Here is a 25,638-nt window from a genome sequence, read left to right as displayed (position 1 = left end):
GAAGCCCCCATGCGGCCAATCTGATGACGCAGCAGAACGTGTTCTACTTTCCAGGCGGAGGAGGCTCGCGTGGGCAGTCCGGTGATCGTGGGAGCGGTGCGCACGCCCATCGGGCGGCGCGACGGCTGGTTGTCGGGCCTGCACGCCGCCGAGCTCCTCGGCGCGGCGCAACGGGGCCTGCTCGACCGGACAGGCGTTGACCCGTCCACCGTCGAACAGGTCGTCGGCGGCACCGTCACCCAGGCGGGCGAGCAGTCGAACAACATCTCCCGGACCTCGTGGCTGCACGCGGGCCTGCCGCGGACCACCGGCTGCACGACCGTCGACGCCCAGTGCGGCTCGGCGCAGCAGGCCACGCACCTCGTCGCCGGCCTGATCGCGGCGGGCGCGATCTCCTGCGGCGTCGCGTGCGGCGTCGAGGCGATGAGCCGGGTGCCGCTGCGCAGCAACGTCGGCGAGACCGGCTCGCCGCGTCCCGCCTCGTGGACCATCGACCTGCCCAACCAGTTCGTCGCGGCCGAACGGGTGGCCGAACGGCGCGGCATCGGGCGCGAGGAGGTCGACCGCTTCGGCGTCCAGTCGCAGAACCGCGCGCGGGCGGCGTGGGCGGCCGGCCGGTTCACCGCGGAGGTCGTGCCGGTCAAGGCCGGTGAGGACTTGATCGACACCGACCAGGGGTTGCGCGAGACGTCGCTCGAGGCGCTGGCCGCGCTGAAACCCGTGGTGCCCGGCGGGGTGCACACCGCGGGAACGTCGTCCCAGATCTCCGACGGCGCGTCGGCGGTGCTGGTCGTGGACGAGGAGTTCGCGCGGGCGCACGGCTTGCGCCCGCGGGCCCGGATCGTGACGCAGTGCCTGGTCGGGTCCGACCCGTACTACCACCTGGACGGACCGGTCGACGCCACGACGCGGTTGCTGGAACGCAGCGGCATGAAGATGACCGACATCGACCTCTTCGAGGTCAACGAAGCGTTCGCGTCCGTTGTGCTGTCGTGGGCGGCGGTGCACCGGCCGAACCCGGACCGGGTCAACGTCAACGGTGGCGCGATCGCGCTCGGTCACCCGGTCGGCAGCACGGGAACCCGGCTGATCACGACGGCGCTGCATGAGCTGGAGCGGCGCGATGCCACGACGGCGCTGATCACGATGTGCGCGGGCGGGGCGATGGCGTCCGGCACGATCATCGAACGGATCTGAGCTCGCCGGCCGGGTACGGCGTCTGCCGGCTCTCGTACCGGAACCTCCGGTAGAAGTCCGTCATCACCCCGGCTACCGGTGCGTGCCGGGCGAGCAGGGCCGCGACCTCGGGTGGCACCGCGGCCGAGCGCAGCGCGGTGGTCAGCCAGAGGAACAGGTGGGTGGCGGTGTAGCGGAGGTCGTAGTCCCGGTGGTCGGCGAGGAAGCCGGCTTCCTCCTCGGACAGGTCGAACCGGGAGGAGATCGCGAGCCCGTAATCGGCGAAGTACAACCGTTCGCCATCGGTCAGGATGTTCTGGAAGTGGCCGTCGAAGTGCAGCAAACCGCGGGAGTTCATGAACGAGACCCCGGCCCGCAGCTGCTCCTCGACCAGGCGGCAGGCCCGTACGATCGCCTCGTCACCAGCCGCGACCTGAGCACCCAGCCAGTCGTGCAGGTTCTGCGGGATGTACTCCAGGAACAACGCGATGCTCGCCGACGCGTCCCTCAGCGCCTCCAGGCGGCCGCGCAGCTCCGGTGAGCCGCCCCAGTAGGCGACGACCTCGTCCACATCGGCCAGTTCATCGGGCAACGACTGCCCGGGATGGGGCAGCACCCGCCAGTGGTACATCAGCGGGAAGCCCTCGTACTCCCGGGAGAGCACCCAGCCGGTCGTCATGGTGTGCACGGCCAGTTCCCGCCACGCCCCGAAACCCGGCCCTCCGATCAGCCCCACACCGTAGTGGCAGGAGGTCGGCAGCCCGAAGACGTTCGCCGTCGACCGGACGTTCTCCGGCAGCAGCTCGAGATCGGTCAGCGGCAGCCGCTTCACGAAGACGGGGATCCCACCGACCTCCATCAGGCTCGAAGAGCCGCCGATACCGGACCCCAACGGCTTCGCCCGTTCCACGAGCTCCCGCAGCTCAGCAGGACCACACCGGCTCAACGCGGCGGAGACGGCATCATGAGCGGCAACACGTGCGCCGTGCAAGGAGTCCACCTGATCACGCTACTCCGCGCCGTACACCGGAACCGGGTCATCGGCGGCGACGAGGTCGCGGACCACCCCGCCCAGCTCCTCCGGCGCCCACCGGGCGCCCTTGTCCACCTCCGGGCCGCGCCGCCACCCGTGCACCACGCAGATCCGCCCGCCGTCGACCTCGAACACCCGGCCGGTCACGCCGGCGGCCTCCTCGCTGCCGAGCCACACCACCAGCGGTGAGACGTTCTCCGGCGCCATCGCGTCGAACCCGTGCTCCGGTGGCGTCATCGTCGCGGCGAACGTCTGCTCCGTCATCCTGGTCCTGGCGGCCGGCGCGATCGCGTTCACCGTGACCCCGTAGCGCGCCAGCTCGGCCGCCGCCACCAGGGTCATGGCGGCGATCCCCGCCTTGGCCGCCGAGTAGTTCGCCTGTCCGACGCTGCCGAAGAGGCCGGCGCCGGAGGACGTGTTGATCACTCGTCCCGAGACCCCGCCGCCTGCCTTGTGCACACCACGCCAATGGGCCGCGGCGTGGTGCAGCGGTGCGAAGTGGCCCTTGAGGTGCACGCGCACCACCTCGTCCCACTCGTCCTCGCCACAGCTCACCAGCATCCGGTCGCGGACGATCCCGGCGTTGTTCACCAGCACGTCCAGCCTGCCGAACGCGTTGACCGCCGCGTCGACCACCCGTTCGGCGCCGGACCACGTGCCCACGTCTTCGGTGTTCACGACCGCCCGCGGACCGATCAGCTCGGCCACCTCCGAGGCCGGGCCCGGGGACAGGTCGTTCACCACGACCCGCGCGCCGGTGGCGGCGAACGCCAAGGCGTGCGCACGGCCGATGCCCCGCCCTGCGCCTGTCACGATGACGACCCGGTCTTCGCACAACCTCATGACGAACCCCCATCGGTGTCGGCGACGGCCAGGAACGCGGGCGCCTCTCCCCCGCCGTGCACGAGCAACGTCGCGCCGCTGACGTACGAAGCCAGCGGTGAGGCGAGGAAGACCGCACACGCGCCCACTTCCTCCGGTGTCGCCAAGCGGCCCAGCGGCACGGTCTTCTCCACTGCCGCGATGCCGGCGTCGGAGCCGTAGTGCAAATGGGACTGCTCGGTGCGCACCATGCCCACGGCCAACGCGTTGACCCGCACGTGCGGCGCCCACTCGACGGCCAGCGACGCCGTCAGGTTCTCCAGGCCTGCCTTCGCTGCGCCGTAGGCGGCGGTTCCCGGCGACGGGCGGCGGCCGCTGATGCTGCTCACGTTGACGATCGAGCCGCCCGACGGCTGCGACCGCATCACCGCGTTCGCCGCCTGCGACACCAGCAACGGCGCCAGCAGGTTCAGCTCGACGACCTTCCGGTGGAAGCGCGGCGAAGCGCCGTCCGCCAGGGTGAACGGCGCCCCGCCCGCGTTGTTCACCAGCACGTCCAACCGGCCGAAGTCCTGCACGATCCCGCTCACCAGCCGGGAGACCTGGTCCGGGTCGCGGACGTCGCACTCCAGGAAGGACGCGCCCACCACCTCGGCACGACGCCGGGCGCACGTCACGACGACCGCCCCCGCGGACAGGAACGCGCGGGTGATGCCCAGACCGACACCCCGCACGCCGCCCGTCACCAGGACCACTGCTCCGTCGAGGTCCAGTTCCACCAGCACCTACCCCGGTCGCTCCGGCACTGCTAAGTTACCAAGCAATCGCTTGGTTCGGAAGGCGGCGCGATGGGGATCTCCAGCAGCCACACCGAAAACGGCATCATCGAGATCACCATCGACTACCCGCCGGTCAACGCCGTCCCGGTGCGCGGCTGGTTCGAGCTGGCGGAGGCCGTCACCGGCGCGGGGAGGGACCCGCGGGCGCGGGTGGTGGTCCTGCGAGCCGGCAACCGCGGCTTCTGCGCCGGCGTCGACCTCAAGGAGATCCAGCGCTCGCCGGGTTTCGAGGCGTTGATCGGCGCGAACCGGGGCTGCGCCAAGGCCTTCGCGGCCGTCTACGACTGCGAGGTGCCGGTGGTCGTGGCGGTGCACGGCTTCTGCCTCGGCGGCGGCGTCGGGCTGGTCGGCAACTCCGACATCGTCGTCGCCTCCGACGACGCCACGTTCGGGCTGCCCGAGGTGGACCGCGGGGCGCTCGGCGCGGCCACGCACCTGGCCAGGCTCGTTCCCCAGCACCTCATGCGGACGCTGTTCTACACGGCCCGCACCGTCAGCGCGCACACCCTGCACCACCACGGCAGCGTCTACGAGGTCGTGCCGCGCGAGCGGCTGGACGACGCGGCCCGCGAGATCGCCGGGGACGTCGCGAGGAAGGACCCGGCGGTGATCCGCGCGGCCAAGGAGGCGATCAACGGCATCGACCCGCAGCGCGTGCACCAGAGCTACCGCTTCGAGCAGGGCTTCACCTTCGAGCTGAACCTCACCGGCGTGCCGGACCACGCCCGGCAGGCCTTCCTGGACGGAAACCATGCGCGACAAGCGAATGACGGCTGACGAGGTCGCCGGCCGGATCGAGGGCGGGATGACCGTCGGCATCGGCGGCTGGGGCTCGCGGCGCAAGCCGATGGCCCTGGTCGAGGCGGTCCTGCGGTCGGACGTCACGGACCTGACGGTGGTGAGCTACGGCGGCCCGGACGTCGGGCTGCTCTGCTCGGCCGGCAAGGTGCGCGAGCTGGTCCACGGCTTCGTCTCGCTCGACTCGATCCCCTACGACCCGTGGTTCCGGCGGGCCAGGGAGACCGGCGCGATCGACGTGCTGGAGCTGGACGAGGGCATGCTCCAGGCCGGGCTGCGGGCCGCGGGACACCGGTTGCCGTTCCTGCCGATCAGGGCGGGCCTGGGGTCGGACGTGCTCAAGTACGCGCCCCGGATCAAGACCGTGCGGTCGCCCTACGACGACGGCGAGGAGCTGGTCGCCATGCCCGCGCTGAAGCTCGACGTCGCGCTGGTGCACCTCAACCGCGCGGACCGGCACGGCAACGCCCAGTACCTCGGCCCGGACCCGTACTTCGACGACCTGTTCTGCCTGGCCGCGGAACGGCGTTACGTCTCCTGCGAGCGGATCGTGGAGACCTTCGACGGGCCTCCGCAGACGTTGCTGCTCAACCGGATGATGGTCGACGGCGTCGTGGAGGCCCCCGGTGGCGCGGGTTTCACGAGCTGCGTCCCCGACTACGGCCGTGACGAGGCCTTGCAGCGCGACTACGCCGAGGCGGCCGCCGACCCGCGGAAGTGGCAGGAGTTCCGCGGAAGGCCGCTGGCATGAACGACATCACGAGGGCCGAGGTCTGCGTGGCCGCGTGCGCCGACCTGTTCGCCGGCGCCGGTGAGACGCTCGCGAGCCCGATGGGGTTCATCCCGTCGCTCGGCGCGCGACTGGCCCGGCTCACCACCGAACCCGACCTGCTGCTCAGCGACGGCGAGGCGTTCCTGCTCAGGCCGGACTCCACTGTGGAGGGATGGCTGCCGTACCGGAAGGTGTTCGACGTCGTCGCGCACGGCCGCCGGCACGTCGTGATGGGCGCGAACCAGATCGACCGGTTCGGCAACCAGAACATCTCCGCGATCGGCGACCACGCCCAGCCGGCGCGGCAGCTCCTCGGGTTCCGCGGCGCGCCCGGCAACACGGTCAACCACCGCACGAGCTACTGGGTGCCGCGGCACAGCCCCCGCGTGTTCGTCGAGGCCGTCGACGTGGTCTGCGGCGTCGGGTACGACCGCGCCACCGGGCCGTTCCACGACGTGCACCGCGTCGTGACGAACCTCGCCGTGCTCGGTTTCGACACCCCGGACCACGCGATGCGGCTGATCTCCACCCACCCCGGCGTCTCCGTCGACGAGGTGCGGGAGCGGACGTCGTTCGCGCTGGTCGTCGAGGACGTCGTGCGGACCCGGCTCCCCACGGCCGGGGAGCTGGAGCTGATCAGGACCGCGCTCGACTCGGACGGCAGGCGGGAGGGGGAAGTCCCGTCGTGAGAACCGCGCTGACCGACCTCACCGGTGTCCGGCACCCGGTGGTGCAGACCGGGATGGGCTGGGTCGCCGGGCCGCGCCTGGTCTCCGCGACCGCCGAGGCGGGCGGGCTCGGCATCCTCGCCTCCGCCACGATGACGTACGCCGAGCTCGAAGCCGCCATCAGGGAGACCCGCTCCCGCACCTCGCGCCCGTTCGGGGTGAACCTCCGCGCGGACGCGCACGACGCCGGCGACCGCGTCGACCTGCTGATCCGCGAACGGGTGCGGGTCGCGTCCTTCGCGCTGGCCCCGAAACCCGGCATGATCGCCAAGCTGAGCGACGCCGGTGTCGTCGTCATCCCGTCCGTCGGTGCCGCCCGGCACGCGGAGAAGGTCGCGCGGTGGGGCGCCCACGCGGTGATCGTCCAGGGCGGTGAGGGCGGTGGCCACACCGGTGGCGTGGCCACGACCCTGCTGCTCCCGAGCGTGCTCGACGCCGTCGGCATCCCGGTCGTCGCGGCCGGTGGCTTCTTCGACGGAAGGGGGCTCGCCGCCGCCCTCGCGTACGGCGCGGCCGGCGTCGCGATGGGCACGAGGTTCCTGCTCACCAGGGAGAGCACGGTCCCGAACGCGGTCAAGCAGGCCTACCTGCGCCGGGATCTGACCGGCACGGTGGTGACCACCAGGGTGGACGGTCTGCCGCACCGGGTGCTGCGCACCGGCCTCGTCGACCGGCTGGAACGCTCCGGGCGGCTGCGGGGCCTCGCCGGAGCGCTCGCCAACGCCGCCAGGTTCCGCGGGCACACCGGGCTGTCCTGGTCCGCGATGGTGCGCGAGGGTCTCGCGCTCAAGCACGGCAGGGAGCTGACGTGGGCGCAGGTCATCATGGCCGCGAACACGCCGATGCTGCTGCGCGCCGGTCTCGTCGAGGGCAGGACCGACGCGGGCGTGCTCGCGTCGGGACAGGTCGCCGGGCTGCTCACCGACCTGCCCACGTGCGAGGAGCTGATCACCGCGGTCGTCGCGGACGCCGAGGAGGTCATCGCCCGGATGGGACGGCTCCTCAGAGACGTTCGATGATCGTCACGTTGGCCTGGCCGCCGCCCTCGCACATCGTCTGCAGCCCGTACCGGCCGCCCGAGCGCTCCAGCTCGTGCAGCAACGTCGTGAACAGCTTCGCGCCGGTCGCGCCGATCGGGTGCCCCAGCGCGAGCGCTCCCCCGTTGACGTTCACCCGGCCCAGGTCCACCTCCAGCTCCTTGGCCCACGCCAGCGCCACCGACGCGAACGCCTCGTTGATCTCGAAGAGGTCGATGTCGGAGATCGACATCCCGGCGCGCTCCAGGGCGTGCCTCGTCGCCCGGATCGGCGCGGTCAGCATGTAGATCGGGTCGGACCCGCGGGCCGAGAGGTGGTGCACGCGGGCCCGCGGCATCAGCCCGTACCGGCGCACGGCCTGTTCCGACACCACCAGCACCGCCGCGGCCCCGTCGGAGATCTGCGACGACAGCGCGGCCGTCGTCCGCCCGCCCGGCCGCAGCGGTGCCAGCGCCGCCATCTTCTCCGCGCTCGTGTCCGGACGGGGGCACTCGTCGGCCGCGACGCCGTCGACCGGCGCGATCTCCCGGTCGAACCGGCCCTCCTTGCTCGCGGTGATCGCCCGCAGGTGGCTGCGCAGCGCGAACTCCTCCATCTCCCGCCGCGAGAGGTCCCACCGCACCGCGATCAGGTCGGCCGCCCGGAACTGGGAGACCTCCTCGTCGCCGTAGCGGTGCTGCCAGCCCGCGCACCCGGCGACCGGGCTCACCGTCATGGCCGACCCGATCGGCACCTGCGACATGTTCTGCACGCCACCGGCGACGACCACGTCCGCCGTGCCGCTCATCACCGCCTGCGCCGCGAAGTGCACCGCCTGCTGGCTCGACCCGCACTGCCGGTCGACCGTCACGCCCGGCACCTGTTCCGGGAACCCCGCGGCGAGCCACGAGGTCCGCGCGATGTCCCCCGCCTGCGGGCCGATGGTGTCCACGCACCCGAAGATCACGTCGTCCACGTCGGTCGGGTCGACGTCGACGCGGTTGAGCAGCGCGGTGATCACGTGCGCGCCCAGATCGGCGGGGTGCACGTGGCTGAGCCCGCCGCCGCGCCTGCCCGCCGGGGTCCGCACAGCCTCGATGATGTACGCCTCGGCCACGAGGGGCCCTCCTTCTACGTCTTGGAGCTCGTCCGGCGACCCGTGGCGATGCCGTCGAGCAGGATCGCGAGGTACTGGCCGGCGACCGCCTCCGCCGACAGCCCGCCGTCCGGCCGGTACCACCGCACGGCCACCCACACCGTGTCGCGGATGAACCGGTACGCGAGGTCCACGTCCAGGTCGGCGCGGAACACGCCCGCGCTCATCCCGTCCTCCAGCAGTACCGTCCACAGCTTGCGGAACTCCACGTTGCGGTCCTCGAGGTAGGAGAACCGCTCCAGCGGCATGAGGTGCTTCGACTCGTTCTGGTAGATCGCGACCGCGGCGTGCCGGGTGTCGATCGCCTCGAACGACGCGACGACCAGCGCCTTCAACGCCCGCCGCGGGCCGAGACCCGCGTCGACGATCTCCCGGTACCGCGTGAACAGCTCGTCGAGGAAGGTCCGCAGGATCTCGTCGACCATCGACTCCTTCGAGTCGAAGTGGTGGTACAGGCTGCCCGACAGGATGCCCGCCGCGTCCGCGATGTCGCGCACGGTCGTCTGCCCGTACCCGCGCTCGGCGAACATCCTCGCCGCCAGCGCGAGCAGTTCCTGCCTGCGGCTGCTCATCGGTCTTCCCTTCCTCACGGGTGCTGACTGCTCACCGAGACGACCTCGCCCGTCATGTAGGACGAGTAGTCGCTGGCGAGGAACACGATCACATTCGCGACCTCCCAGGGCTCGGCGGCGCGCCCGAACGCTTCCCGGGACGCCAGTTCGGCCAGCAGCTCCTCACTGGTGACCTTGGCCAGGAACGGGTGCGCCGCCAAGCTCGGGGCGACCGCGTTCACCCGGATGCCGTGCCCGGCCACGTCGAGCGCCGCGCACCGGGTGAGCGCCATGACCCCGGCTTTCGCCGCGGCGTAGTGGGCCTGGCCGCGCTGGGCGCGCCACCCGACGACGCTCGCGTTGTTGACGACCACACCGCCGCGCTGGGCGACCATCCGGCGCAGCGCCGCCCTGGTGCAGCGGAACGTGCCGGTCAGCGTCACGTCCAGCACCCGCGACCACTCGTCGTCGCTCATGTCCAGCACGGACCTCTCACCGCCCAGACCCGCGTTGTTGACCATCACGTCGATGCGGCCGTAGCGCTCGACCGTGGCATCGACCAGTGCGCGCACCTGCTGCTCGTCGGTGACGTCGCACGGGATCGCGTGGTCGGTGCCGAGCGCCTCGTGGGTCTCCCCGAGGCGGCGCTCGTGCCAGTCGCTGATGACCACCGTGGCGCCTTCCTCGAGGCACCTCTTCGCGGTCGCCGAGCCGATGCCCGTGCCCGCCGCGGCCGTCACCACGACGACCTTGCCCGTCAGCAGCTCGTGGCCGTTCACCGCGGCAGTCCCAGGATCCGGTGGGCGATGACCTCGCGCTGGATCTCGTCGGATCCGCCGTAGATCGTCTCCGCGCGGCTGAACAGGAACAGGCGCTGCCACTCGTTGCCGTCGATCATCGACTCGGGCCCGAGCGAGTCCATCGCGAGCTCACCGAGCCTGCGGTGCCAGCCCGCCCAGAACAGCTTCAGCACGGACGCCTCCGGGCCCGGTTCATCGCTCAGGGTGCGCAGCGTGTGCGAGCGCATGACGTGCAGCTCGACCCTCGCCCTGGTGAGCCGTTCGTCCTCGGGCGCCCTGGCGGCGATCGCGTCGAGCTGACGGCGGAAGCCCACCTGGTGGCCGAGCATCGCGGTGCCGCGTTCGAACCCGAGGGTGGCCATCGCGACCTTCCAGCCCTCGCCCGGCTGCCCCACCACGTTCTCGCGCGCCGTCACCGCGCCGTCGAAGAAGACCTCGTTGAACTCCGACGTGCCGGTGAGCTGGCGGATCGGCCGCACCTCGACACCGGGCTGGCGCAACGGCACCAGCAGGTACGAAAGGCCGTGGTGGCGCCGGGAACCCGGTTCCGTGCGGCACAGGACGAAGATCCAGTCGGAGTGGTGCGCGTTCGACGTCCAGATCTTCTGACCGTCGACCACCCACTGCTCGCCCACGAGGGTGGCCCGCGTCGACACGCCCGCGAGGTCCGAGCCCGCGCCCGGTTCGGAGTAGCCCTGGCACCACAGCTCGTCGAGCGAACGGATCCGCGGCAGGAAGCGCGCCTTCTGCTCCGGTGTGCCGAATGCGATCAGCGTCGGGCCGAGCAAACCCTCGCCCACGATGTCGACCTTCGCGGGCGCGTCGGCCTCGGCGTACTCCTCGTGGAACACCACCTGTTCGGCGATGGTCCGCTCGCCCGGCCAGCCGAGGCACGTCCACCCGTGTGCCGCGAGGTGCCGGTGCCACCGCAGACGTCCCTCGAACGCCTCGTGCTCGCGGCCGGGACCGCCCAGGCCCCGCAGCCGCGCGAACTCACCGACGAGGTTGGCGGACAACCATTCCCGGACCTCGCGCCGGAAGGACTCCATGCGCCATACTCTAACCTACCAAGCACTTGCTTTGGAGGGTCCGGGAGGTCGCTGGTGACCGACGATCCAAGCAGGGACACGGTTTCCGCCGTGCTCGACCACGCGGCTGCTTCGTACAGCGACGCGGAAGCGTTGGTGGACGGGGAGGTTCGCCTCACCTACCGCGAGCTGCGGACGGCCGTGCTGACCGCGGCGCGCTCCCTCTCCGGGATGGGCGTGCGACCGGGCGACCGGGTGGCGTTGTGCGCGCCCAACTCCGCCCACTGGGTGGTCGCGGCGCTCGGGGCGGTGTGCGCGGGGGCGGCGCTGGTGCCGGTCAACACCCGGTTCACCGCCGGCGAGGCGCTCGACGTGCTGCGGCGCAGCGCCGCGCGTGCGCTGGTCGTGGAGGGCGAGTTCCTCGGCCGCGACCGGCTGGCCGAACTGCGGGCGCTGACACCGGACCTGCCGCCGGTCCTCGTGCGGTCACCCGTCGAGTGGGCCGGGGCCGACGTGGAGCTGCCCGTGCTGTCCGCGGACCAGCTCTGCGACGTCATGTACACGTCCGGTACCACCGGGCGCAGCAAAGGGGCGATGAGCGCGCACCGCCAGTCGCTCGGGGTGGCGCGCGCGTGGGCGTCGTGCGCCGGGCTGACGCCGGCCGACCGCTACCTCGTGGTCAACCCCTTCTTCCACACCTTCGGCTACAAGGCCGGGATCCTGGCCTGCCTGCTCAGCGGTGCGACGATCGTGCCGCAGCCGGTGTTCGACGCCGCCGGGACGATGCGGCTGGTCGAGCGGGAACGGATCACCGTCCTGCCCGGCCCGCCGACGATCTACCAGGCGCTGCTGGAGCACCCCGGCCGCGGCGCGTCCGACCTGTCCAGCCTGCGGCTCGCGGTGACCGGCGCCGCGGTGGTGCCGGTGGCGCTGGTCGAGCGGATGCGCTCGGAGCTCGGCTTCTCCGCCGTGCTCACCGCGTACGGGCTGACCGAGGCCGTCGTGGCCACGATGTGCCGGCCGTCCGACTCGCCGGAGACGGTCGCGCACACCTGCGGGGCACCGACGGCCGGGTTCGAGCTCCGGCTCGGCGACGAGGACGAGGTGCTGCTGCGCGGGCCGAACGTGATGCTCGGCTACCTCGACGACCCGGAGGCGACGGCCGCGGCGGTCGACGACGAGGGGTGGCTGCACACCGGGGACGTCGGGCGGATCGACGAGCGCGGCTACCTCTCGATCACCGACCGGCTCAAGGACATGTACATCTGCGGCGGTTTCAACGTCTACCCGGCCGAGGTCGAGCAGGCGCTGGCCCGGCTGCCGGGGGTGGCCGAGTCGGCCGTCGTCGGGCGGCCCGACGCGCGGCTCGGCGAGGTCGGGGTGGCGCACGTCGTCACGTCGGACGGCGCCGGGCTGACCGAGGCCGCGGTGATCGGCTTCTGCCGGGAGCGGCTCGCGAACTACAAGGTGCCGCGCGCCGTCGAGTTCCACCCCGCGCTGCCCCGCAACGCCATGGGCAAGGTCCTCAAACACCTACTGCGCAAGGAGAACGCGTGACAGTGGAGTACGAGCGGCGGGAGGCGGTCGCCGTCGTGACCATGAACCGCCCGCGGTACCGCAACGCGCAGAACTCGGCGATGACCTACGCGTTGGACGAGGCCTTCACGCGCGCGGTCGACGACGACGAGGTCAAGGTCGTCGTGCTGGCGGGCGCCGGCGACCACTTCTCCGCGGGCCACGACATCGGCTCCCCCGGCAGGGACGCCGACGTGCCGTTCGAGCGCAAGGCCGTCCTGTGGTGGGACCACACCGGCAAGCAGGGCGGTGACCTCCGCTTCGCCCGCGAGATGGAGGTCTACCTCGGCATGTGCCGGCGGTGGCGGGAGATCCCCAAGCCGATGATCGCGATGGTGCAGGGCGCGTGCGTCGCGGGCGGACTGATGCTCGCCTGGGTGTGCGACCTCGTCGTGGCCGCCGAGGACGCGTTCTTCGCCGATCCCGTGGTGCGGATGGGCATTCCGGGTGTCGAGTACTTCGCGCACCCGTGGGTGCTCGGGCCGCGCGCCGCGAAGGAGGTGCTCTTCACCGGCGACCGCTTCTCCGCCCAGCGGGCCTACGAGTGGGGCATGGTCTCGCGCGTCGTGCCGCGCTCCTCGCTGGAGGAGACCACGTTCGAGCTGGCCGGGCGCATCTCGTCGATGCCGCGGTTCGGGCTGGCGCTCGCCAAGAAGGCGGTCAACCAGTCCGAGGACCTGATGGGCCTGCGCGCCGGGATGGACTCGGTGTTCGGCCTGCACCACTTCGCCCACGCGCACAACGCCGAGGTCGGCGCGGACGCGTTGGCGGGCATGGACGCCCGCGCGATGAAGGAGGCCTCCGGCTGATGGACCTCGACTTGGACGATTCCACGCGCGCCTTCCGGGCCGAGGTGCGGTCGTGGCTCGCCGCCCACGTCCGGCCGCTGTCCTCCATGGACACCGCGGAGGGCTTCGAGGAGCACCGGTCGTGGGAACGGCTGCTCGCCTCGGAACGGCTGTCGGTCGTGTCCTGGCCCGCCGAGCTCGGCGGCCGGGACGCCTCGCTGCTGGACTGGCTGGTGTTCGAGGAGGAGTACCACACGGCGGGCGCTCCGGGCCGCGTCTCGCAGAACGGCATCTTCCTGCTGGCGCCGACGTTGTTCGCGCACGGCACCGACGAGCAGCGGGCGCGGGTCCTGCCCCCGATGGCGCGCGGCGACGAGGTGTGGGCGCAGGCCTGGTCGGAGCCGGAGGCCGGGTCCGACCTCGCGGCGGTGCGCAGCACCGCGGTGCGGTGCGACGGCGGTTGGGTGCTGCGCGGGCAGAAGACCTGGAGCTCGCGGGCGGCGTTCGCGGACCGGGCGTTCGGCCTGTTCCGATCGGGCCCCGGCGGACGGCACCGCGGGCTCACCTACCTGCTCTTCGACCTGCGCGCCGAGGGCGTGACCGTCCGGCCGATCGGCCAGCTCGACGGCGAACCCGGTTTCGCGGAGATCTTCCTGGACGACGTCTTCGTGCCGGACCGCGACGTCGTCGGGGCTCCCGGCGACGGCTGGCGCGTGGCGATGAGCACCGCGGGCAACGAACGCGGCCTGACCCTGCGCAGTCCCGGCCGGTTCACCGCCGCCGCGAGCCGGCTCGTCGAGCTGTACCGGAAGAACCCCGACCCGGCGGTGCGGGACCGGGTCGTGGACGCGTGGATCGGCGCGCAGGCCTACCGGCTGCACACGTTCGGCGCGCTGGCCGCCCCGCCGTCCGGGCCCGCCGCCAGCGTCACGAAGGTGTTCTGGTCCGAGCTGGACGTGGCGATCCACGAGACGGCGCTCGACCTGCTCGGCGAGACCGCCCCCGGCTGGCGGGACGGCTGGCTGTTCTCCCTCGCGGGCCCGATCTACGCGGGCACCAACGAGATCCAGCGCAACGTGATCGCCGAACGACTCCTGGGGCTGCCGCGATGATGTTCGCGCTGTCACCGGAGCAGACCGGCTTCGCCTCGGTGCTGCACGGGTTCCTCGCCGCGGGGAGACGCGACCTGACCGCCCTCGGGGTGGACGGGGTGACGGACCCGGCCGACCTCGTGGTGCTGTTCGAGGAGCTGGGGCACCACGCCGTGGAGGGGCCGCTGATCGAGTCGCTGGTCGTGACCCCGGCGCTCGGCGTCGCTCCCGGTTCCGCGGCGTTCCCCCCGGCGATGCCGCACGCCGTTCAGGCCGGCCGCTACTACCTCGTCGAGGGAGACACCGTCCGGGAAGGCACACCCACCGCGGAACTGCCGTCCGTGGATCCCTCCAGACGGCTCTTCCCCCTCACCGGCGGCGCGGTGGTCGCCACGGGCGTGCCCGCCACGCGCGCGTTCGACCTCGGCGTCCTGACGTGCTCGGCGCAGCTCCTCGGCCTCGGCCGCGCGATGCTCGAGATGACCACCTCCCACGTCCTGGCGCGCACCCAGTTCGGCCGCCCCATCGGCTCGTTCCAGGCGGTGAAGCACCACCTCGCGAACGTCCTGATCGGTCTGGAACTGGCGCGCCCCCTGGTGTTCGGCGCCGCGGTGACCATGTCGGCGCGGGACGTCTCGGCCGCCAAGGTCGCCACCGCCGACGCCGCCTGGACCGCCGCCCGCACCGCCCTGCAGGTCCACGGCGCGATCGGCTACACCGCCGAGCACGGGCTCGGCCGGTTCCTGTTGCAGGCCAGGGCCCTGCGCACGGCGTGGGGCAGCCCGTCGGCACATCGGGCGCGCGTGCTGGAGGCGTTGTGACACCGGAACAACTCGCGCTGCGCGACGCCGTCCGCGGCCTGCTCGACAAGCACTCCGACGTCCGCGCGGCCATCGAGACCCCGCGCGGGTACGACGAGGACCTGTGGGGGCGGCTGTGCGGCATCGGCGTGCTGCCGATCCCCGAGCGCTACGGCGGCTCGGGCGCCGGACTGCCGGAAACGCACGTGGCGCTGGGAGAGCTCGGCCGCACCCTCACCCCCGCTCCCCTGCTCTCGTCGACGCTCGCGGCGCGGGCGCTGCTCGCGACGGGTGACGAGGACGCGTGCGGCCGGTTGCTGCCGCGGATCGCGGACGGCGTCGTGGCCGCCCTCGTCTGGCCGTGGGACAACCGCGAGACCACGGTCGACGGCACCGCGCGCTACGTCCTCGACGGCGACCTGGCCGAGATCCTGCTGCTGGCCGACGGCGTCTCCCTGTACGAGATCGACCTCGGCGAGCCCGGCGTGACCCGCGAGCACACGCCGGCGATGGACCCGACCCGCCGCCTCGCGACCGTCCACCTGGCCGGCGCCACCGCGACCCGGCTGGGACCGTGGTCACCCGAGGTGCGCGACATCGCCCTGGCCGCGCTGAGCGCCGAACAGGTCGGCGCCGCCGCGCGAGCGCTGGAGCTCACCGTCGAGCACACGAAGACCAGGGTCCAGTTCGGCCGCCCGATCGGCTCGTTCCAGGCGTTGAAGCACCGCATGGCCGATCTGCACGTCCTCGTGGAGACCGCGCGCTCGGCCGCGCTGGCGGCGACCGGCGAGGTGGCCGCGGCGGTCGCGAAGGTCTACTGCTCCGAGGCGTTCTTCCAGGTCGCCGCCGAGATGGTTCAGCTGCACGGCGGCATCGCGATCACCTGGGAGCACGACGCGCACCTGTACCTCAAGCGGGCGCACGGCAGCGCGCAGCTGTTCGGCAGCCCGCGCGATCACCTCCGGCGGCTGTCCCCGTAACGCGTGGCGACCGCGACGGCGCGGTCGTGCAGGGAGGTGCGCAGCCACCGCGGTTCCAGCGCTTCGGCGTCGGTGGCGAGCTGCCACAGCGCCCATTCGGCGTGCCGCGCGTCCTGGAACGCCACCTCCAGCCGGAGCCGGCCGTCCTCGTCGGTGCTCTCGGCGAGGACGGCCACCGCGGTTCCCACCAGCTCCTCGCGCCGGGCGGGGTGGACCCGCACCAGCACGACGACCTGGTCGTCACCGGCGCGGAAGCGCGTGCCGCGGTCCTGCCACGCCCGGTCCAGATCGACGTCGTCGGGCCGTTCCGCGGGTTCGTCGAGCTCCTCGGCGGCCAGCACCCACGACAGCCGGTAGGTGCGGTCCGCGCCCGACCTGGTCGCCAGCAGGTACCCCTGCTCGCGCACGGTCACCAGGCCGATCGGGTCCACCGTGCGCCACCGCGGCTGCCCTCCCGCCGCGGCGTAGCGCAGGCGCAGCTTGTGCCCGGCGAACACCGCCCCGCGGATCTCGGCGACCACCGCCTCTGGCACCTCGTCGTCCGCGGCCACGCGGCGGGAGAGCAGGTCGGTCTCCGGGTCGATCAGCAGCCGTTCGGCGACCCCGGTCGCGGCGGCGCGCTGGCTGTCCGGGAGCGCGTCGACGACCTTGAGCACCGCCGAGGCCAGCGCGGAGCCCAGCCCGAACACCTGGGCGCCCCGCCGCGACCCCGCGACCAGCAGGGCGAGCGCCTCGTCGTGGTTCAGGCCGGTGAGCTCGGTCCGGAACCCCGGCAGCAGCGCGAACCCGCCGTGCCGGCCGCGTTCCGCGTAGACCGGCACGCCCGCCGTGGACAGCGCGTCGATGTCGCGCAGCACGGTCCGCGTGGACACTCCCAGCTCACGGGCCAGCGTGGCCGCGGACAGCCGGCCGCGCCGGCGCAACAGCAGCACCAGCGAGACCAGCCGGTCGGCGCGCACGCGCGAACTCTACGCAAATACACGACACAGGATGTCGTGATTCGTTGCCAGGCTGCCGCTGCAACGTCCGTGCTGAATGGAGCTGAAGTGGCAGTGGAACGAACGGCGGTCAACCCGTGGCCGTGGTCGGTGGAGCTGGGCTACCACCAGGGCGAGGTCGTCGCCGGGCACACCAGGACCCTGTACTGCTCGGGGCAGGCCGCGATGAGCGCCGAGGGCGAGCCCGAACACGCCGGTGACCTGGCGGCGCAACTGGCGTTGAGCCTCGACAACCTGGCGGCCGTGCTCGCCGAGGCCGGCATGTCGCTGGCGAACCTGGTGCGGCTCACCGTCTACGCGACGGACGTCGACCTGCTGTTCGGGCACTACGGCGTGCTGGCCGCCCGGCTGGGCGCCGCCGGGGTGGCTCCGGCCACCACCGTGCTCGGGGTGACCGGGCTGGCGCTACCCGGACTGATGGTGGAGCTGGAGGGAACCGCCGTCGCGTGACGGACGTGCGTTGCCCGCACCGGGCGAGCCGGTGCGGGCAACGCACGGACCTCGGGTCGCACCCCTGAGCACCGCCGGTCCGCGTGAGCCGGTCAGGCCCACCGCGGGGCGAGACCTGTGCCTACGGCAACGTGATCCTGTCGATCTTGTCGTTCCAGTCGCCGAGCGAGGAGTAGTTGCCGTTGTAGTCCTTGTGCTGGTCCGGCCGCCCGGCGAGCACGTTCGTGGCCCGCACTCCCCCGCTGCGGTTGTCCCTGATGCTGGAGGTCTTGTCGCGGAAGCCCCAGTCCTCCAGCTTCTTCTCCCCGGCCAGGTTCCACTTCAGCATCCGGCCGTCCGCGTCCCGGTTGAAGTCGTTGTGCTCGTAGAGGCACACGTACCCGGACGGACACACCTGGCTCCTGGCGGGCAGCGCCGTGGCCGGCGCGGACACCGCCATCACCGTCGCCAGCGAGAAAACGACAGCGACACCGATTCGGAAAACGTTCATCGGTCACCCCTCCATCACCGGAAAAATGCGATCGGGCGAACCGTAGAAGGCATTCCGGCGACGCCGGAAGAGAACTTTCGAACGGGCTTTGGCCACAGCCAAATGGACCTCGTTCCCGCAGCTCAACGCTTTGGCTCGCGACGCACGCCGGTCAGGTCACGGCCTGGCGGAGCCGGTGCAGAACCACTGCGCGCCGGTCAGCGCCGAACTGTCCCGGCTGCTGTCACCGGCACGGATGTTCCCGGCCTCGGCCTTGGCCGAGTCGTAGAACCGGCCGGCGACCGGCATGTTGTTGTCGTAGGAGAAAACCGCGTCCTGCAGGTCGTAGTCGGCGAGGCGCCAGCACGCGTTCTGCCGCTGGGTGCGGAAGTTCATGTCGTCGAAGCCGATGTTGCGGTACAGGCACAGCCACGTCGCCTCGCACGGCTCGGCGATCGTGGCGGGCACCGGCCGGTCCGGCCGCGGCCACAGGGCGATGACCAGCAAGACCCCGATCGCGGCGGCCGCACCCAGCACCCACCGCTCGCGCTGCCTCCCCGTGGCCGGCACCGCGGGACGTTCCGCGGGTGTGACGGGGGCCGGCACGGCGGCCGCCCGGTCCCACCGCTGTCTCCACCGCGCACGGACCCGCTGCTCGTCCTGACCGAGCACACCGACCTCCAGCGATCGGACGAACTCCCACGTCGTCTCCCAGGACGGTAGCTGCGCGCCGCGCGCCGCCGCCGACAACGCCGATTTCGACGCCAGCGCGCCGTGATCCTGGCGCATCGCGTCGTACGACGGGTCCCCCGCCTGCTGCTTGAGCTCCCACAACTGCCGGGCGAAGACCGCCGCGGGCTCGTCGCCCTCGGGGGCCTTGGCCACCCGCCCCCTGCGTCCGGCTCTGGTCGTCTCGCTACCCATGGTTCCCCCCATGTGACGGTCCGCGACACCGGCAGTCTTGCAGCGTTGACCCAGCGGCAGCATTTACACGTTCAGGTGATGCGCCACGTTTTGCGGGTGCTGTTTGCGGGCGGTCGCACCGGGGGTAGGTCAACTCCATGGTCCTGTTCGCCGAAATACCAGGGCGATACGACTGGATTCCGGACTCGCCCTGGATCCTCCTCCTCCCCGCCGGCCTCTTCGCCGCGGCGATCGCCGTGAAGTGGTGGCAGCGGCGCCGGGGACAGCGCTGACCGGCGTTGCGGGTTCGGGCGATCGCCGCGCCGACCGCGCAGCCCGTCGTCGGATCAGGAGTTCTGAGCCAACCCGAGCGCGCGCCGGAAGCTCGGGCACTCCAGGTGCGAGGGCGCGGGGCAGGCCGCCGCGTGCCGCAGGTCGTCGCGCATCGAGGAGAGCTTGCGGATCGTCGCGTCCAGCTCGTCGGCCTTGGCCGCGAGCATCGCGCGGTTCGGGCTCGGGCGGCCGTCCGGGGTGAACATCAGGGCCACCTCGTCGAGCGAGAACCCGGCCGACCGGCAGACGGCGATCAACGCGAGCTGCTCCAGCACGGTGGGCGCGTACACGCGGGTCAGCCCCTGCCTGCGCACCGGGGCGATCAGGCCGCGCTCCTCGTAGTAGCGCAGCGTGGAGGCGGGCACGCCCGAGCGGCGCACCACGTCGCCGATCCCGATCTCGTCCACGACACTTGACCTCAAGCCGGGTTGAAGTAGGACGGTACGAGCATGACAGAGGTCAACAGCGAACAGGCGGCCTGGTGGCGAGCGGCGGGCGAGGGCTGGGCCCGTGCGCAGGACATGGTGGGCCTGGTGCTCCAGCCGTTCCAGGACGTGCTCGTCGAGGCGGCGCTGGCGCGGCCGCGCCGCAGGGTGCTCGACGTCGGGTGCGGCACCGGTGCCGTGACGAGGGCGATCGCCGAGGCGACCGGTGCGGTCTGCGTCGGCGTCGACATCTCCGAGACGATGCTCGCCGCGGCGCGCGAGCACGGGAAGGCGGAGTTCGTCGAGGCGGACGCGCAGGTCCACGCGTTCGAGGAGCGCTTCGACCTGGTGGTGTCGCGGTTCGGCGTCATGTTCTTCGCCGACCCGGTGGCGGCGTTCGGCAACCTGCTGCGCGCCGCGGTGCCGGGCGGTGAGCTGACCTTCGTCACGTGGCGCGCGGTGGAGGAGAACCCGTTCATGGCGACCGCGTCCCGGATCGCCGCGTCGCTGGCTCCCGCGGCTGTGGCCCCGGACCCGGACGGGCCGGGACCGTTCTCGCTCGCGGACGCCGGCAGGACGCGCGAAGTCCTCGAGCGGGGCGGCTGGGACGGGATCGAGATCCTGCCGGTGGACCGGACCTGCGTGCTGCCCGCGGAGCTGCTCGTGCCGTACCTGAGCAACATGGGCCCGATCGCGCGTGCCCTGCGGGAAGCGGAGGAGTCCGAGCGCGGCAGGATGGTCGAGTCGGCCCGGGCGGCGTTCGGGGAGTTCGTGCACGGTGACGAGGTGCGCATCCCGGCCGCGTGCTGGCAGGTCACCGCGTCAGCTCCACTCTGACTGCCGCTGCCACGTCAGCAGGGTGTCCAGCACCCCGCCGGACCAGCCGCGCGGGTCCAGCTCGGCCTGCGCGGCGTACCGGCCGCGGTAGAACAGCAACGGCCGCGCGTCGCGCACCGGTCCGAGGCCGACGACGGAGCCGATGACCACGTGGTGGTCGCCGGCGTCGTGCACCGCGAACACCTCGCAGTCGACCCAGGTCACGACGCCGTCGAGCACCGGTGCGCCGGTGGGCGACGGCGTCCAGGCGACTCCGGCGAACTTGTCGGCGCCCGCCTTGCCGAACACCGCCGACACCTCGCGCTGGTCCTCCGCCAGCACGTTCACGCAGAACGAGCCCGCCGGCGCCATCGCCGCCCAGCTCCGCGAGGTCCGCTGCGGGCAGAACAGCACCAGCGGCGGGTCCAGCGACAGGGCGGCGAAGGCCTGGCAGGCGAAGCCGACAGGTCCTGTCGCGGACGTGCCGGTCACCACGGTCACCCCGGTGCAGAAGTGGCCGAGGACGGAGCGGTAGCGGGCGGCTACTTCCGGTTGCCCACGCTGAAGTCGTGTCCCCACAGGCTCACCGCCGTGCTCTCCCGGGCGATCCAGTCCTCGTCGGACACCTGCCGGCCCTCGCAGCCGAACTCGACGTCGAACCCGCCGGGTGTCTTCATGTAGAACGACAGCATCAGGTCGTTGACGTGCCTGCCGAGCGTCGCCGACATCGGCACCTCGCGCCGCGTCGCGCGGTCCAGCGCCAGGCCCACGTCGTCGGTGTTCTCCACCTCGACCATCAGGTGCACGATCCCGCTCGGCGTCGGCATCGGCAGGAACGCGAGGCTGTGGTGGCGCGGGTTGCAGCCGAAGAACCGCAGCCATGCCGGTGGTCCGCCGGCCGGCCTGCCGACGAGCTGCGGCGGCAGGCGCATCGAGTCGCGCAGCCGGAAACCCAGCACGTCGCGGTAGAAGTGCAGCGCGGCCTCGTCGTCCGATGTGGACAGCACCACGTGCCCGAGGCCCTGCTCCCCCGTCACGAACCGGTGCCCGTACGGCGACACCACCCGCCGGTGTTCCAGCGCGGCGCCGCAGAAGACCTCCAGGGTGTTGCCGGACGGGTCGTCGAACCTGATCAGCCCGTTCACCCGTCGTTCCGCCAGGTCCTCGGCCGAGCCCTCGACGTAGGTCACCCCGGCCGAGGCCAGGCGCTTCGCCACGTCCTCCAGCTCCGCTTCGGTGGCGGCCTCCCAGCCGGACACCCGCAAGCGGTCCCGGGAGCCGGGCACGATCACCAGCCGCGCCGGGAAGTCGTCCATCCGCAGGTACAGGGCGCCCTCCACCGAGCCCCTGCCCTCGACCATGCCGAGGACCTTCAGCCCGAACTCGCGCCACCGGGCCATGTCGGTGGCCTCGATCCTGAGGTAGCCCAGCGAACGGATGCCCATCACGCCTCCCCGAGGAAGTCGAGCGCCAGCCTGTTGAACTCGTCGAACTTCTCGAGCTGCGCCCAGTGGCCGCACCCGCCGAAGACGTGCAGCCGGGCTCGTGGGATCAGCTTCAGCGCCACCAGCGCGCCGTCGAGCGGGTTGACCCGGTCCTCGCGCCCCCACACCAGCAGCACCCGCTGGCGCAGCCGGTGGGCCTCGCGCCAGAGCATGCCCTGCTCGAAGTCGGGACCGGAGAACGACTTGCCCAGTGCGGCCATGGCGCGCAACGACTCCGGTCTCGCCGCCGCCTCGAACCGCTCGTCGACGAGCTCGTCGGTGATCAGGGACTGGTCGAACACCATGATCCGCAGGAACTCCTCGATCTTCTCCCGCGTGGGTGTCCTGGCGAACGCGCCGAGCTTGCGCACGCCCTCGGTCGGATCGGGTGAGAAGACGTTCAACGCCAACCCGCCCGGTCCCATCAGCACGAGCCGTCCCGCTCGTTTCCCGTGATCGAGGGCGAACCGGACGGCGGTGCCACCGCCGAGCGAGTTGCCGAGGAGGTGGGCCCGCTCGACGCCCAGGTCGTCCAGCAGGTCCTTCAGGGCCCGTGCGGCGAACGAGAAGTACTGGTCGTGCTCCGCGGGCTTGTCCGACCGGCCGTAGCCGGGCATGTCGACGGCCAGCACGCGGAACGACTTCGCGAACACCGGGATGTTCGCGCGGAAGTTGCTCAGAGCCGACGCGCCGGGGCCGCCGCCGTGCAGCAGGACCAGCGTCTCGGCGTTGTCCGCGCCGGCCTCGTGGTAGTGCAACCGAACTCTCACCGCAGTCCCCTCAGAACAGCCCGTCGCGGACCTGGATGCCCAGCTCGTTCTTGCCGTACAGCACGAGCACGCGCTCCGGGTCGTTGGCCGCGTGCACCCGTGCGGCGTGCGCGTCGCGCCAGAACCGGGGCAGGGGCAGGGTCGCGTTGATCGCCTTGCCGCCCGCGCTCTCGAACAGCCGGTCGATCGCGGAGATCGCCCGCGCGCTGCCGAGCACCTGGTCGCGACGCGCCCGCAACCGCAGGCCGATCGGGATCTTCGTGCCGGCGACGGCGTGCTCCCACTCGTCGTTGACGTCCTTCTCGAGCTGCCACCACGCGGTGTCGATGTCACTCGCGGCCGTGGCGATCCGCACTTGGGCGAACGGGTCGTCGACCGACTTCTCACCGAGGTAGGCGGCCCGGACGCGCTCGCGGGTCGCACTGACGTGCAGGTCGTACGCACCAGCCGCCATGCCGATCATCGGCGCGGTGATCGCGTACGGGTGGATCGTCCCGTACGGCATGCGGAAGAGCGGGCCGGGGTTGACCTCCTGGCCGGGACACACGCATCGCGCGGTGTGCATCATGCTCAGCGTGCGGTGCTCCGGCACGAACACGTCCTCGACCACGACGTCGTTGCTGCCGGTGCCGCGCAGCCCGACCGCGTCCCAGACGTCGTTGATCGTGTAGTCGGCGATCGGCAGCAGGAACGTGCGGAAGTCGACGGGCTTGCCCTCGTCGTTCATCACCAGGCCGCCGAGCAGCACCCAGGTGGCGTGGTCGCAGCCGGACGAGAAGCTCCACTTGCCGCTGAACCGGAACCCGCCCGCGACCGGTGTCGCCCGGCCCGTCGGCGCGTACGACGACGAAATACGGGTGTCCTGGTCTTCTCCGAAGACCTCCTCCTGCGCGCGCACGTCGAACAGGCCGACGTGCCACGGGTGCACGCCGAGCACCGACGCGACCCAGCCCGTCGACCCGCAGGCGCTCCCGATCAGCCTGACCGCGGTGTAGAAGTCCAGCGGGTGCGACTCGAGGCCGCCGTACCGCACGGGTTGCAGCATCCGGAAGAACCCGGTCTCCTGCAACGCCTTCACCGATTCCGGCGGAATCCTGCGCAGCTCCTCCGCCTCCTCCGCGCGATCGGCCAGAACGGGCAGCAGCTCTCGCACCTTGCCGAGGACTTCCTCGCTCATCGGGCTTCCTCCCTGCTCAGCTCCAGTGCGATGTCGATCAGCTGGTCCTCCTGCCCGCCCACGAGCTTGCGCTCGCCCGCGCGGACGAGGATCCGCGCGCCGGAGACGCCGTAGCGCTCGGCCTGCGCGTAGGCGTGCTTGAGGAAGCTGGAGTAGACGCCCGCGTACCCCATCACCAGCGCCATGCGGTCGAGCAGGCACTCCTCGGGCATGACCGGCCGGACGACGTCCTCGGCCGCGTCCACGATCTTGAAGAAGTCGACGCCGGTGGAGAACCCGAGCTTGTCGCAGACGCCGACGAACGCCTCCAGCGGCGTGTTCCCCGCGCCGGCACCGAATCCGCGCGCGCTGCCGTCGATCTGCGCGGCCCCGGCCCGTGCCGCGGCGACCGAGTTGGCGACGCTGAGCCCGAGGTTCTCGTGCCCGTGGAAGCCGACCTGGGCGTCGTCTCCCAGCTCGGCGACCAGTGCGGCCACCCGGTCGGAGACCTGCTCGAGCACCAGCGCCCCCGCCGAGTCGACCACGTAGACGCACTGGCAACCGGCGTCGGCCATGATCCGGGCCTGCTTCGCCAGCGCCTCCGGCGGCTGCGAGTGCGCCATCATCAGGAACCCGACGGTCTCCAGCCCGTGTGCCCTGGCCAGCTCGAAGTGCTGCACCGAGACGTCCGCCTCGGTGCAGTGCGCCGCGATCCGGACGATCGAGGCGCCGTTGTCCCGCGACACCAGGATGTCGTCCTTCACCCCGACGCCCGGCAGCATCAGCACGGCGATCCTGGCCCGCCGTGCGGTCTCCGCCGCGGCCTTGATCAGCTCCTGCTCCGGCGTGAGGCTGAAGCCGTAGGTGAACGACGACCCGCCCAGCCCGTCGCCGTGCGCCACCTCGATCACCGGCACCCCGGCGTCGTCCAGCGCCGCCACGACCGAGCGCACGTCGTCGACGGTGAACTGGTGCCGCTTGTGGTGCGAGCCGTCACGCAGTGACGTGTCGGTCAGCCGCAGCTGCATCGGCGATCCCCTCCCCCACCCTGGTCGCGGCGGCCGTCATGATGTCGAGGTTCCCGGCGTAGGCGGGCAGGAAGTCGCCGGCACCCGCGACCTCCACGAAGATCGCCACCCGGCCGGGGTCGAACTGCGGTTCGCCCAGCAGCCGGAAACCGGGCACGTAGGACCGGACCTCCGCCTCCATCCGCGCGATCGAGTCGGTGACCGGGTCCGGATCGGCGTCGGGCGGGATCGCGCAGAAGATCGTGTCGCGCATGACCACCGGCGGGTCGGCCGGGTTGAGCACGATGATCGCCTTGCCGCGCCGTGCTCCCCCGATCGCCTCGATGCCGCGGCTGGTCGTGCGGGTGAACTCGTCGATGTTGGCGCGCGTGCCCGGTCCCGCCGACACCGACGCGACGCTGGCGACGACCTCCGCGTACGACACGGGAACGACCCGCGACACGGCGTGGACGATCGGGATCGTGGCCTGGCCGCCGCAGGTGATCAGGTTGATGTTGGGCGCGTCCGCGTGCTCGCCGAGGTTCACCGGCGGGACGACGTACGGCCCGACCGCCGCCGGGGTCAGGTCGATCGCCCGGATGCCGGCCTCGGCGTAGCGCGGGGCGTTGGCCCGGTGCACCGCCGCGGACGTCGCCTCGAAGACGACGTCCGGCAGCTCGTCCTGGCGCAGCAACCACTCCGTGCCGCCGGCCGAGACCTCCAGGCCGAGCGACGCGGCCCGGCGCAGCCCCTCGCTCGCCGGGTCGATCCCCACCATCCAGCGGGGCTCGAGCACGGGCGAGCGCCGGAGCTTGTGGAGCAGGTCGGTGCCGATGTTGCCGGAGCCGACGATGGCCGCCTTCACCCTGGTCAC

At 72.1% G+C, this 25,638-nt stretch carries 29 protein-coding genes; 12 read left to right on the top strand and 17 right to left on the bottom strand.

What is annotated here, in order from left to right; all coding sequences use genetic code 11:
* Nucleotides 1–69 precede the first annotated feature (69 nt).
* A complete protein-coding gene (locus BMW88_RS36730; RefSeq protein WP_089960353.1) occupies nt 70–1,197 on the top strand; it encodes a steroid 3-ketoacyl-CoA thiolase in 1,128 nt (375 codons plus the stop codon).
* On the opposite strand, the gene BMW88_RS36725 is transcribed toward BMW88_RS36730, so the two are convergent.
* Genes BMW88_RS36725 through BMW88_RS36715 form a run of 3 tightly spaced genes read right to left on the bottom strand, consistent with a single transcriptional unit; the run spans nt 1,181 to nt 3,816 of the window.
* Nucleotides 1,181–2,176, bottom strand: coding sequence for a protein kinase family protein (locus BMW88_RS36725; RefSeq protein ID WP_089960352.1), 996 nt, complete (start codon nt 2,174–2,176; stop codon nt 1,181–1,183). The two genes, BMW88_RS36730 and BMW88_RS36725, sit on opposite strands and share 17 nt — an antisense overlap.
* A 9-nt stretch (nt 2,177–2,185) precedes the next feature.
* Nucleotides 2,186–3,052 carry an SDR family oxidoreductase gene (locus tag BMW88_RS36720; protein WP_089960348.1) on the bottom strand — a complete coding sequence of 289 codons (867 nt, stop codon included), beginning with the start codon at nt 3,050–3,052 and terminating at the stop codon, nt 2,186–2,188.
* Nucleotides 3,049–3,816 carry an SDR family oxidoreductase gene (locus BMW88_RS36715; RefSeq protein ID WP_218148355.1) on the bottom strand — a complete coding sequence of 256 codons (768 nt, stop codon included), beginning with the start codon at nt 3,814–3,816 and terminating at the stop codon, nt 3,049–3,051. The genes BMW88_RS36720 and BMW88_RS36715 overlap by 4 nt, the downstream gene beginning before the upstream one ends.
* Before the next feature lie 63 nt (nt 3,817–3,879).
* Here BMW88_RS36715 and BMW88_RS36710 point away from each other — a divergent pair, with 63 nt between their 5' ends.
* The 4 genes from BMW88_RS36710 to BMW88_RS36695 are packed head-to-tail and all read left to right on the top strand — an operon-like array spanning nt 3,880 to nt 7,187.
* Nucleotides 3,880–4,647 carry an enoyl-CoA hydratase family protein gene (locus tag BMW88_RS36710; RefSeq protein WP_089960345.1) on the top strand — a complete coding sequence of 256 codons (768 nt, stop codon included), beginning with the start codon at nt 3,880–3,882 and terminating at the stop codon, nt 4,645–4,647.
* Nucleotides 4,622–5,419 carry a CoA transferase subunit A gene (locus BMW88_RS36705; protein WP_089960342.1) on the top strand — a complete coding sequence of 266 codons (798 nt, stop codon included), beginning with the start codon at nt 4,622–4,624 and terminating at the stop codon, nt 5,417–5,419. Before BMW88_RS36710 ends, BMW88_RS36705 begins: the two co-directional genes overlap by 26 nt.
* Nucleotides 5,416–6,129, top strand: coding sequence for a CoA-transferase subunit beta (locus tag BMW88_RS36700; protein WP_089960339.1), 714 nt, complete (start codon nt 5,416–5,418; stop codon nt 6,127–6,129). Before BMW88_RS36705 ends, BMW88_RS36700 begins: the two co-directional genes overlap by 4 nt.
* Nucleotides 6,126–7,187 (top strand): NAD(P)H-dependent flavin oxidoreductase, encoded by a 1,062-nt coding sequence (locus tag BMW88_RS36695; RefSeq protein WP_089960337.1) that lies wholly within the window; start codon nt 6,126–6,128, stop codon nt 7,185–7,187. Before BMW88_RS36700 ends, BMW88_RS36695 begins: the two co-directional genes overlap by 4 nt.
* Here BMW88_RS36695 and BMW88_RS36690 read toward each other — a convergent pair.
* Genes BMW88_RS36690 through BMW88_RS36675 form a run of 4 tightly spaced genes read right to left on the bottom strand, consistent with a single transcriptional unit; the run spans nt 7,171 to nt 10,740 of the window.
* Nucleotides 7,171–8,301, bottom strand: coding sequence for an acetyl-CoA C-acetyltransferase (locus tag BMW88_RS36690; RefSeq protein WP_089960335.1), 1,131 nt, complete (start codon nt 8,299–8,301; stop codon nt 7,171–7,173). The genes BMW88_RS36695 and BMW88_RS36690 overlap by 17 nt on opposite strands.
* 14 nt (nt 8,302–8,315) lie before the next feature.
* A complete protein-coding gene (locus tag BMW88_RS36685) occupies nt 8,316–8,912 on the bottom strand; it encodes a TetR/AcrR family transcriptional regulator (protein WP_089960334.1) in 597 nt (198 codons plus the stop codon).
* A 14-nt stretch (nt 8,913–8,926) separates the two neighbouring features.
* Entirely contained in the window at nt 8,927–9,670 is a 744-nt protein-coding gene (locus BMW88_RS36680) for an SDR family oxidoreductase (RefSeq protein ID WP_089960333.1), read from the bottom strand.
* Nucleotides 9,667–10,740 carry an acyl-CoA dehydrogenase family protein gene (locus BMW88_RS36675; RefSeq protein WP_089960330.1) on the bottom strand — a complete coding sequence of 358 codons (1,074 nt, stop codon included), beginning with the start codon at nt 10,738–10,740 and terminating at the stop codon, nt 9,667–9,669. The genes BMW88_RS36680 and BMW88_RS36675 overlap by 4 nt, the downstream gene beginning before the upstream one ends.
* A 54-nt stretch (nt 10,741–10,794) precedes the next feature.
* On the opposite strand from BMW88_RS36675, the gene BMW88_RS36670 reads away from it, so the two are divergent.
* Genes BMW88_RS36670 through BMW88_RS36650 form a run of 5 tightly spaced genes read left to right on the top strand, consistent with a single transcriptional unit; the run spans nt 10,795 to nt 15,953 of the window.
* Complete coding sequence (locus BMW88_RS36670) at nt 10,795–12,276, top strand: FadD3 family acyl-CoA ligase (protein WP_089960329.1); 1,482 nt, start codon at nt 10,795–10,797, stop codon at nt 12,274–12,276.
* The gene (locus BMW88_RS36665) at nt 12,273–13,103 is read left to right on the top strand and encodes an enoyl-CoA hydratase (RefSeq protein WP_089960327.1); all 831 of its coding nucleotides are present in this window, start codon (nt 12,273–12,275) and stop codon (nt 13,101–13,103) included. Before BMW88_RS36670 ends, BMW88_RS36665 begins: the two co-directional genes overlap by 4 nt.
* On the top strand, nt 13,103–14,194 hold the full coding sequence (locus tag BMW88_RS36660; protein WP_089960324.1) for an acyl-CoA dehydrogenase family protein: 1,092 nt from the start codon (nt 13,103–13,105) through the stop codon (nt 14,192–14,194). Before BMW88_RS36665 ends, BMW88_RS36660 begins: the two co-directional genes overlap by 1 nt.
* Nucleotides 14,191–14,994, top strand: a complete 804-nt coding sequence (locus tag BMW88_RS36655) for an acyl-CoA dehydrogenase family protein (protein WP_089960321.1) — start codon at nt 14,191–14,193, stop codon at nt 14,992–14,994. The genes BMW88_RS36660 and BMW88_RS36655 overlap by 4 nt, the downstream gene beginning before the upstream one ends.
* Entirely contained in the window at nt 14,991–15,953 is a 963-nt protein-coding gene (locus tag BMW88_RS36650; RefSeq protein WP_089960319.1) for an acyl-CoA dehydrogenase family protein, read from the top strand. Before BMW88_RS36655 ends, BMW88_RS36650 begins: the two co-directional genes overlap by 4 nt.
* Here BMW88_RS36650 and BMW88_RS36645 read toward each other — a convergent pair.
* Complete coding sequence (locus BMW88_RS36645) at nt 15,929–16,912, bottom strand: helix-turn-helix transcriptional regulator (protein ID WP_089960316.1); 984 nt, start codon at nt 16,910–16,912, stop codon at nt 15,929–15,931. The genes BMW88_RS36650 and BMW88_RS36645 overlap by 25 nt on opposite strands.
* A 93-nt stretch (nt 16,913–17,005) precedes the next feature.
* Between BMW88_RS36645 and BMW88_RS36640 the strand changes: the two genes are divergently transcribed.
* The gene (locus BMW88_RS36640) at nt 17,006–17,401 is read left to right on the top strand and encodes a RidA family protein (protein WP_089960314.1); all 396 of its coding nucleotides are present in this window, start codon (nt 17,006–17,008) and stop codon (nt 17,399–17,401) included.
* 121 nt (nt 17,402–17,522) lie between these two features.
* On the opposite strand, the gene BMW88_RS36635 is transcribed toward BMW88_RS36640, so the two are convergent.
* The 3 genes from BMW88_RS36635 to BMW88_RS36625 all read right to left on the bottom strand — a co-directional run bounded on the left by BMW88_RS36635 (nt 17,523) and on the right by BMW88_RS36625 (nt 19,513).
* Nucleotides 17,523–17,891 carry a peptidase inhibitor family I36 protein gene (locus tag BMW88_RS36635; protein WP_089960311.1) on the bottom strand — a complete coding sequence of 123 codons (369 nt, stop codon included), beginning with the start codon at nt 17,889–17,891 and terminating at the stop codon, nt 17,523–17,525.
* Between the two features lie 156 nt (nt 17,892–18,047).
* Nucleotides 18,048–18,794, bottom strand: a complete 747-nt coding sequence (locus tag BMW88_RS42470; RefSeq protein ID WP_177221588.1) for a peptidase inhibitor family I36 protein — start codon at nt 18,792–18,794, stop codon at nt 18,048–18,050.
* Nucleotides 18,795–19,120: 326 nt separating this feature from the next.
* Nucleotides 19,121–19,513 (bottom strand): helix-turn-helix domain-containing protein, encoded by a 393-nt coding sequence (locus tag BMW88_RS36625; protein WP_089960309.1) that lies wholly within the window; start codon nt 19,511–19,513, stop codon nt 19,121–19,123.
* A 42-nt stretch (nt 19,514–19,555) separates the two neighbouring features.
* On the opposite strand from BMW88_RS36625, the gene BMW88_RS36620 reads away from it, so the two are divergent.
* Nucleotides 19,556–20,368: a class I SAM-dependent methyltransferase gene (locus BMW88_RS36620; RefSeq protein WP_089960307.1), complete on the top strand. Its 813-nt coding sequence runs from the start codon at nt 19,556–19,558 to the stop codon at nt 20,366–20,368.
* Here BMW88_RS36620 and hsaB read toward each other — a convergent pair.
* From hsaB to BMW88_RS36590, 6 genes are read right to left on the bottom strand one after another with little or no spacing between them, the layout of a single operon-like run.
* On the bottom strand, nt 20,354–20,926 hold the full coding sequence (hsaB, locus tag BMW88_RS36615; protein ID WP_089960305.1) for a 3-hydroxy-9,10-secoandrosta-1,3,5(10)-triene-9,17-dione monooxygenase reductase subunit: 573 nt from the start codon (nt 20,924–20,926) through the stop codon (nt 20,354–20,356). The two genes, BMW88_RS36620 and hsaB, sit on opposite strands and share 15 nt — an antisense overlap.
* Nucleotides 20,890–21,792, bottom strand: coding sequence for an iron-dependent extradiol dioxygenase HsaC (gene hsaC, locus BMW88_RS36610; RefSeq protein WP_089960301.1), 903 nt, complete (start codon nt 21,790–21,792; stop codon nt 20,890–20,892). Before hsaC ends, hsaB begins: the two co-directional genes overlap by 37 nt.
* Nucleotides 21,792–22,601 (bottom strand): 4,5:9,10-diseco-3-hydroxy-5,9,17-trioxoandrosta-1(10),2-diene-4-oate hydrolase, encoded by an 810-nt coding sequence (hsaD, locus tag BMW88_RS36605; protein WP_089960299.1) that lies wholly within the window; start codon nt 22,599–22,601, stop codon nt 21,792–21,794. The genes hsaC and hsaD overlap by 1 nt, the downstream gene beginning before the upstream one ends.
* A gap of 10 nt (nt 22,602–22,611) precedes the next feature.
* The gene (gene hsaA, locus BMW88_RS36600; protein WP_089960296.1) at nt 22,612–23,778 is read right to left on the bottom strand and encodes a 3-hydroxy-9,10-secoandrosta-1,3,5(10)-triene-9,17-dione monooxygenase oxygenase subunit; all 1,167 of its coding nucleotides are present in this window, start codon (nt 23,776–23,778) and stop codon (nt 22,612–22,614) included.
* Nucleotides 23,775–24,785, bottom strand: a complete 1,011-nt coding sequence (gene dmpG, locus BMW88_RS36595) for a 4-hydroxy-2-oxovalerate aldolase (protein WP_089960294.1) — start codon at nt 24,783–24,785, stop codon at nt 23,775–23,777. The genes hsaA and dmpG overlap by 4 nt, the downstream gene beginning before the upstream one ends.
* Entirely contained in the window at nt 24,751–25,638 is an 888-nt protein-coding gene (locus BMW88_RS36590; RefSeq protein WP_089960430.1) for an acetaldehyde dehydrogenase (acetylating), read from the bottom strand. Before BMW88_RS36590 ends, dmpG begins: the two co-directional genes overlap by 35 nt.

Source organism: Lentzea xinjiangensis, assembly GCF_900110955.1.
GTDB lineage: Bacteria > Actinomycetota > Actinomycetes > Mycobacteriales > Pseudonocardiaceae > Lentzea > Lentzea xinjiangensis.
Note: the sequence above shows the minus strand (reverse complement) of the source record. Positions and strands in the feature narration are given on the sequence as shown.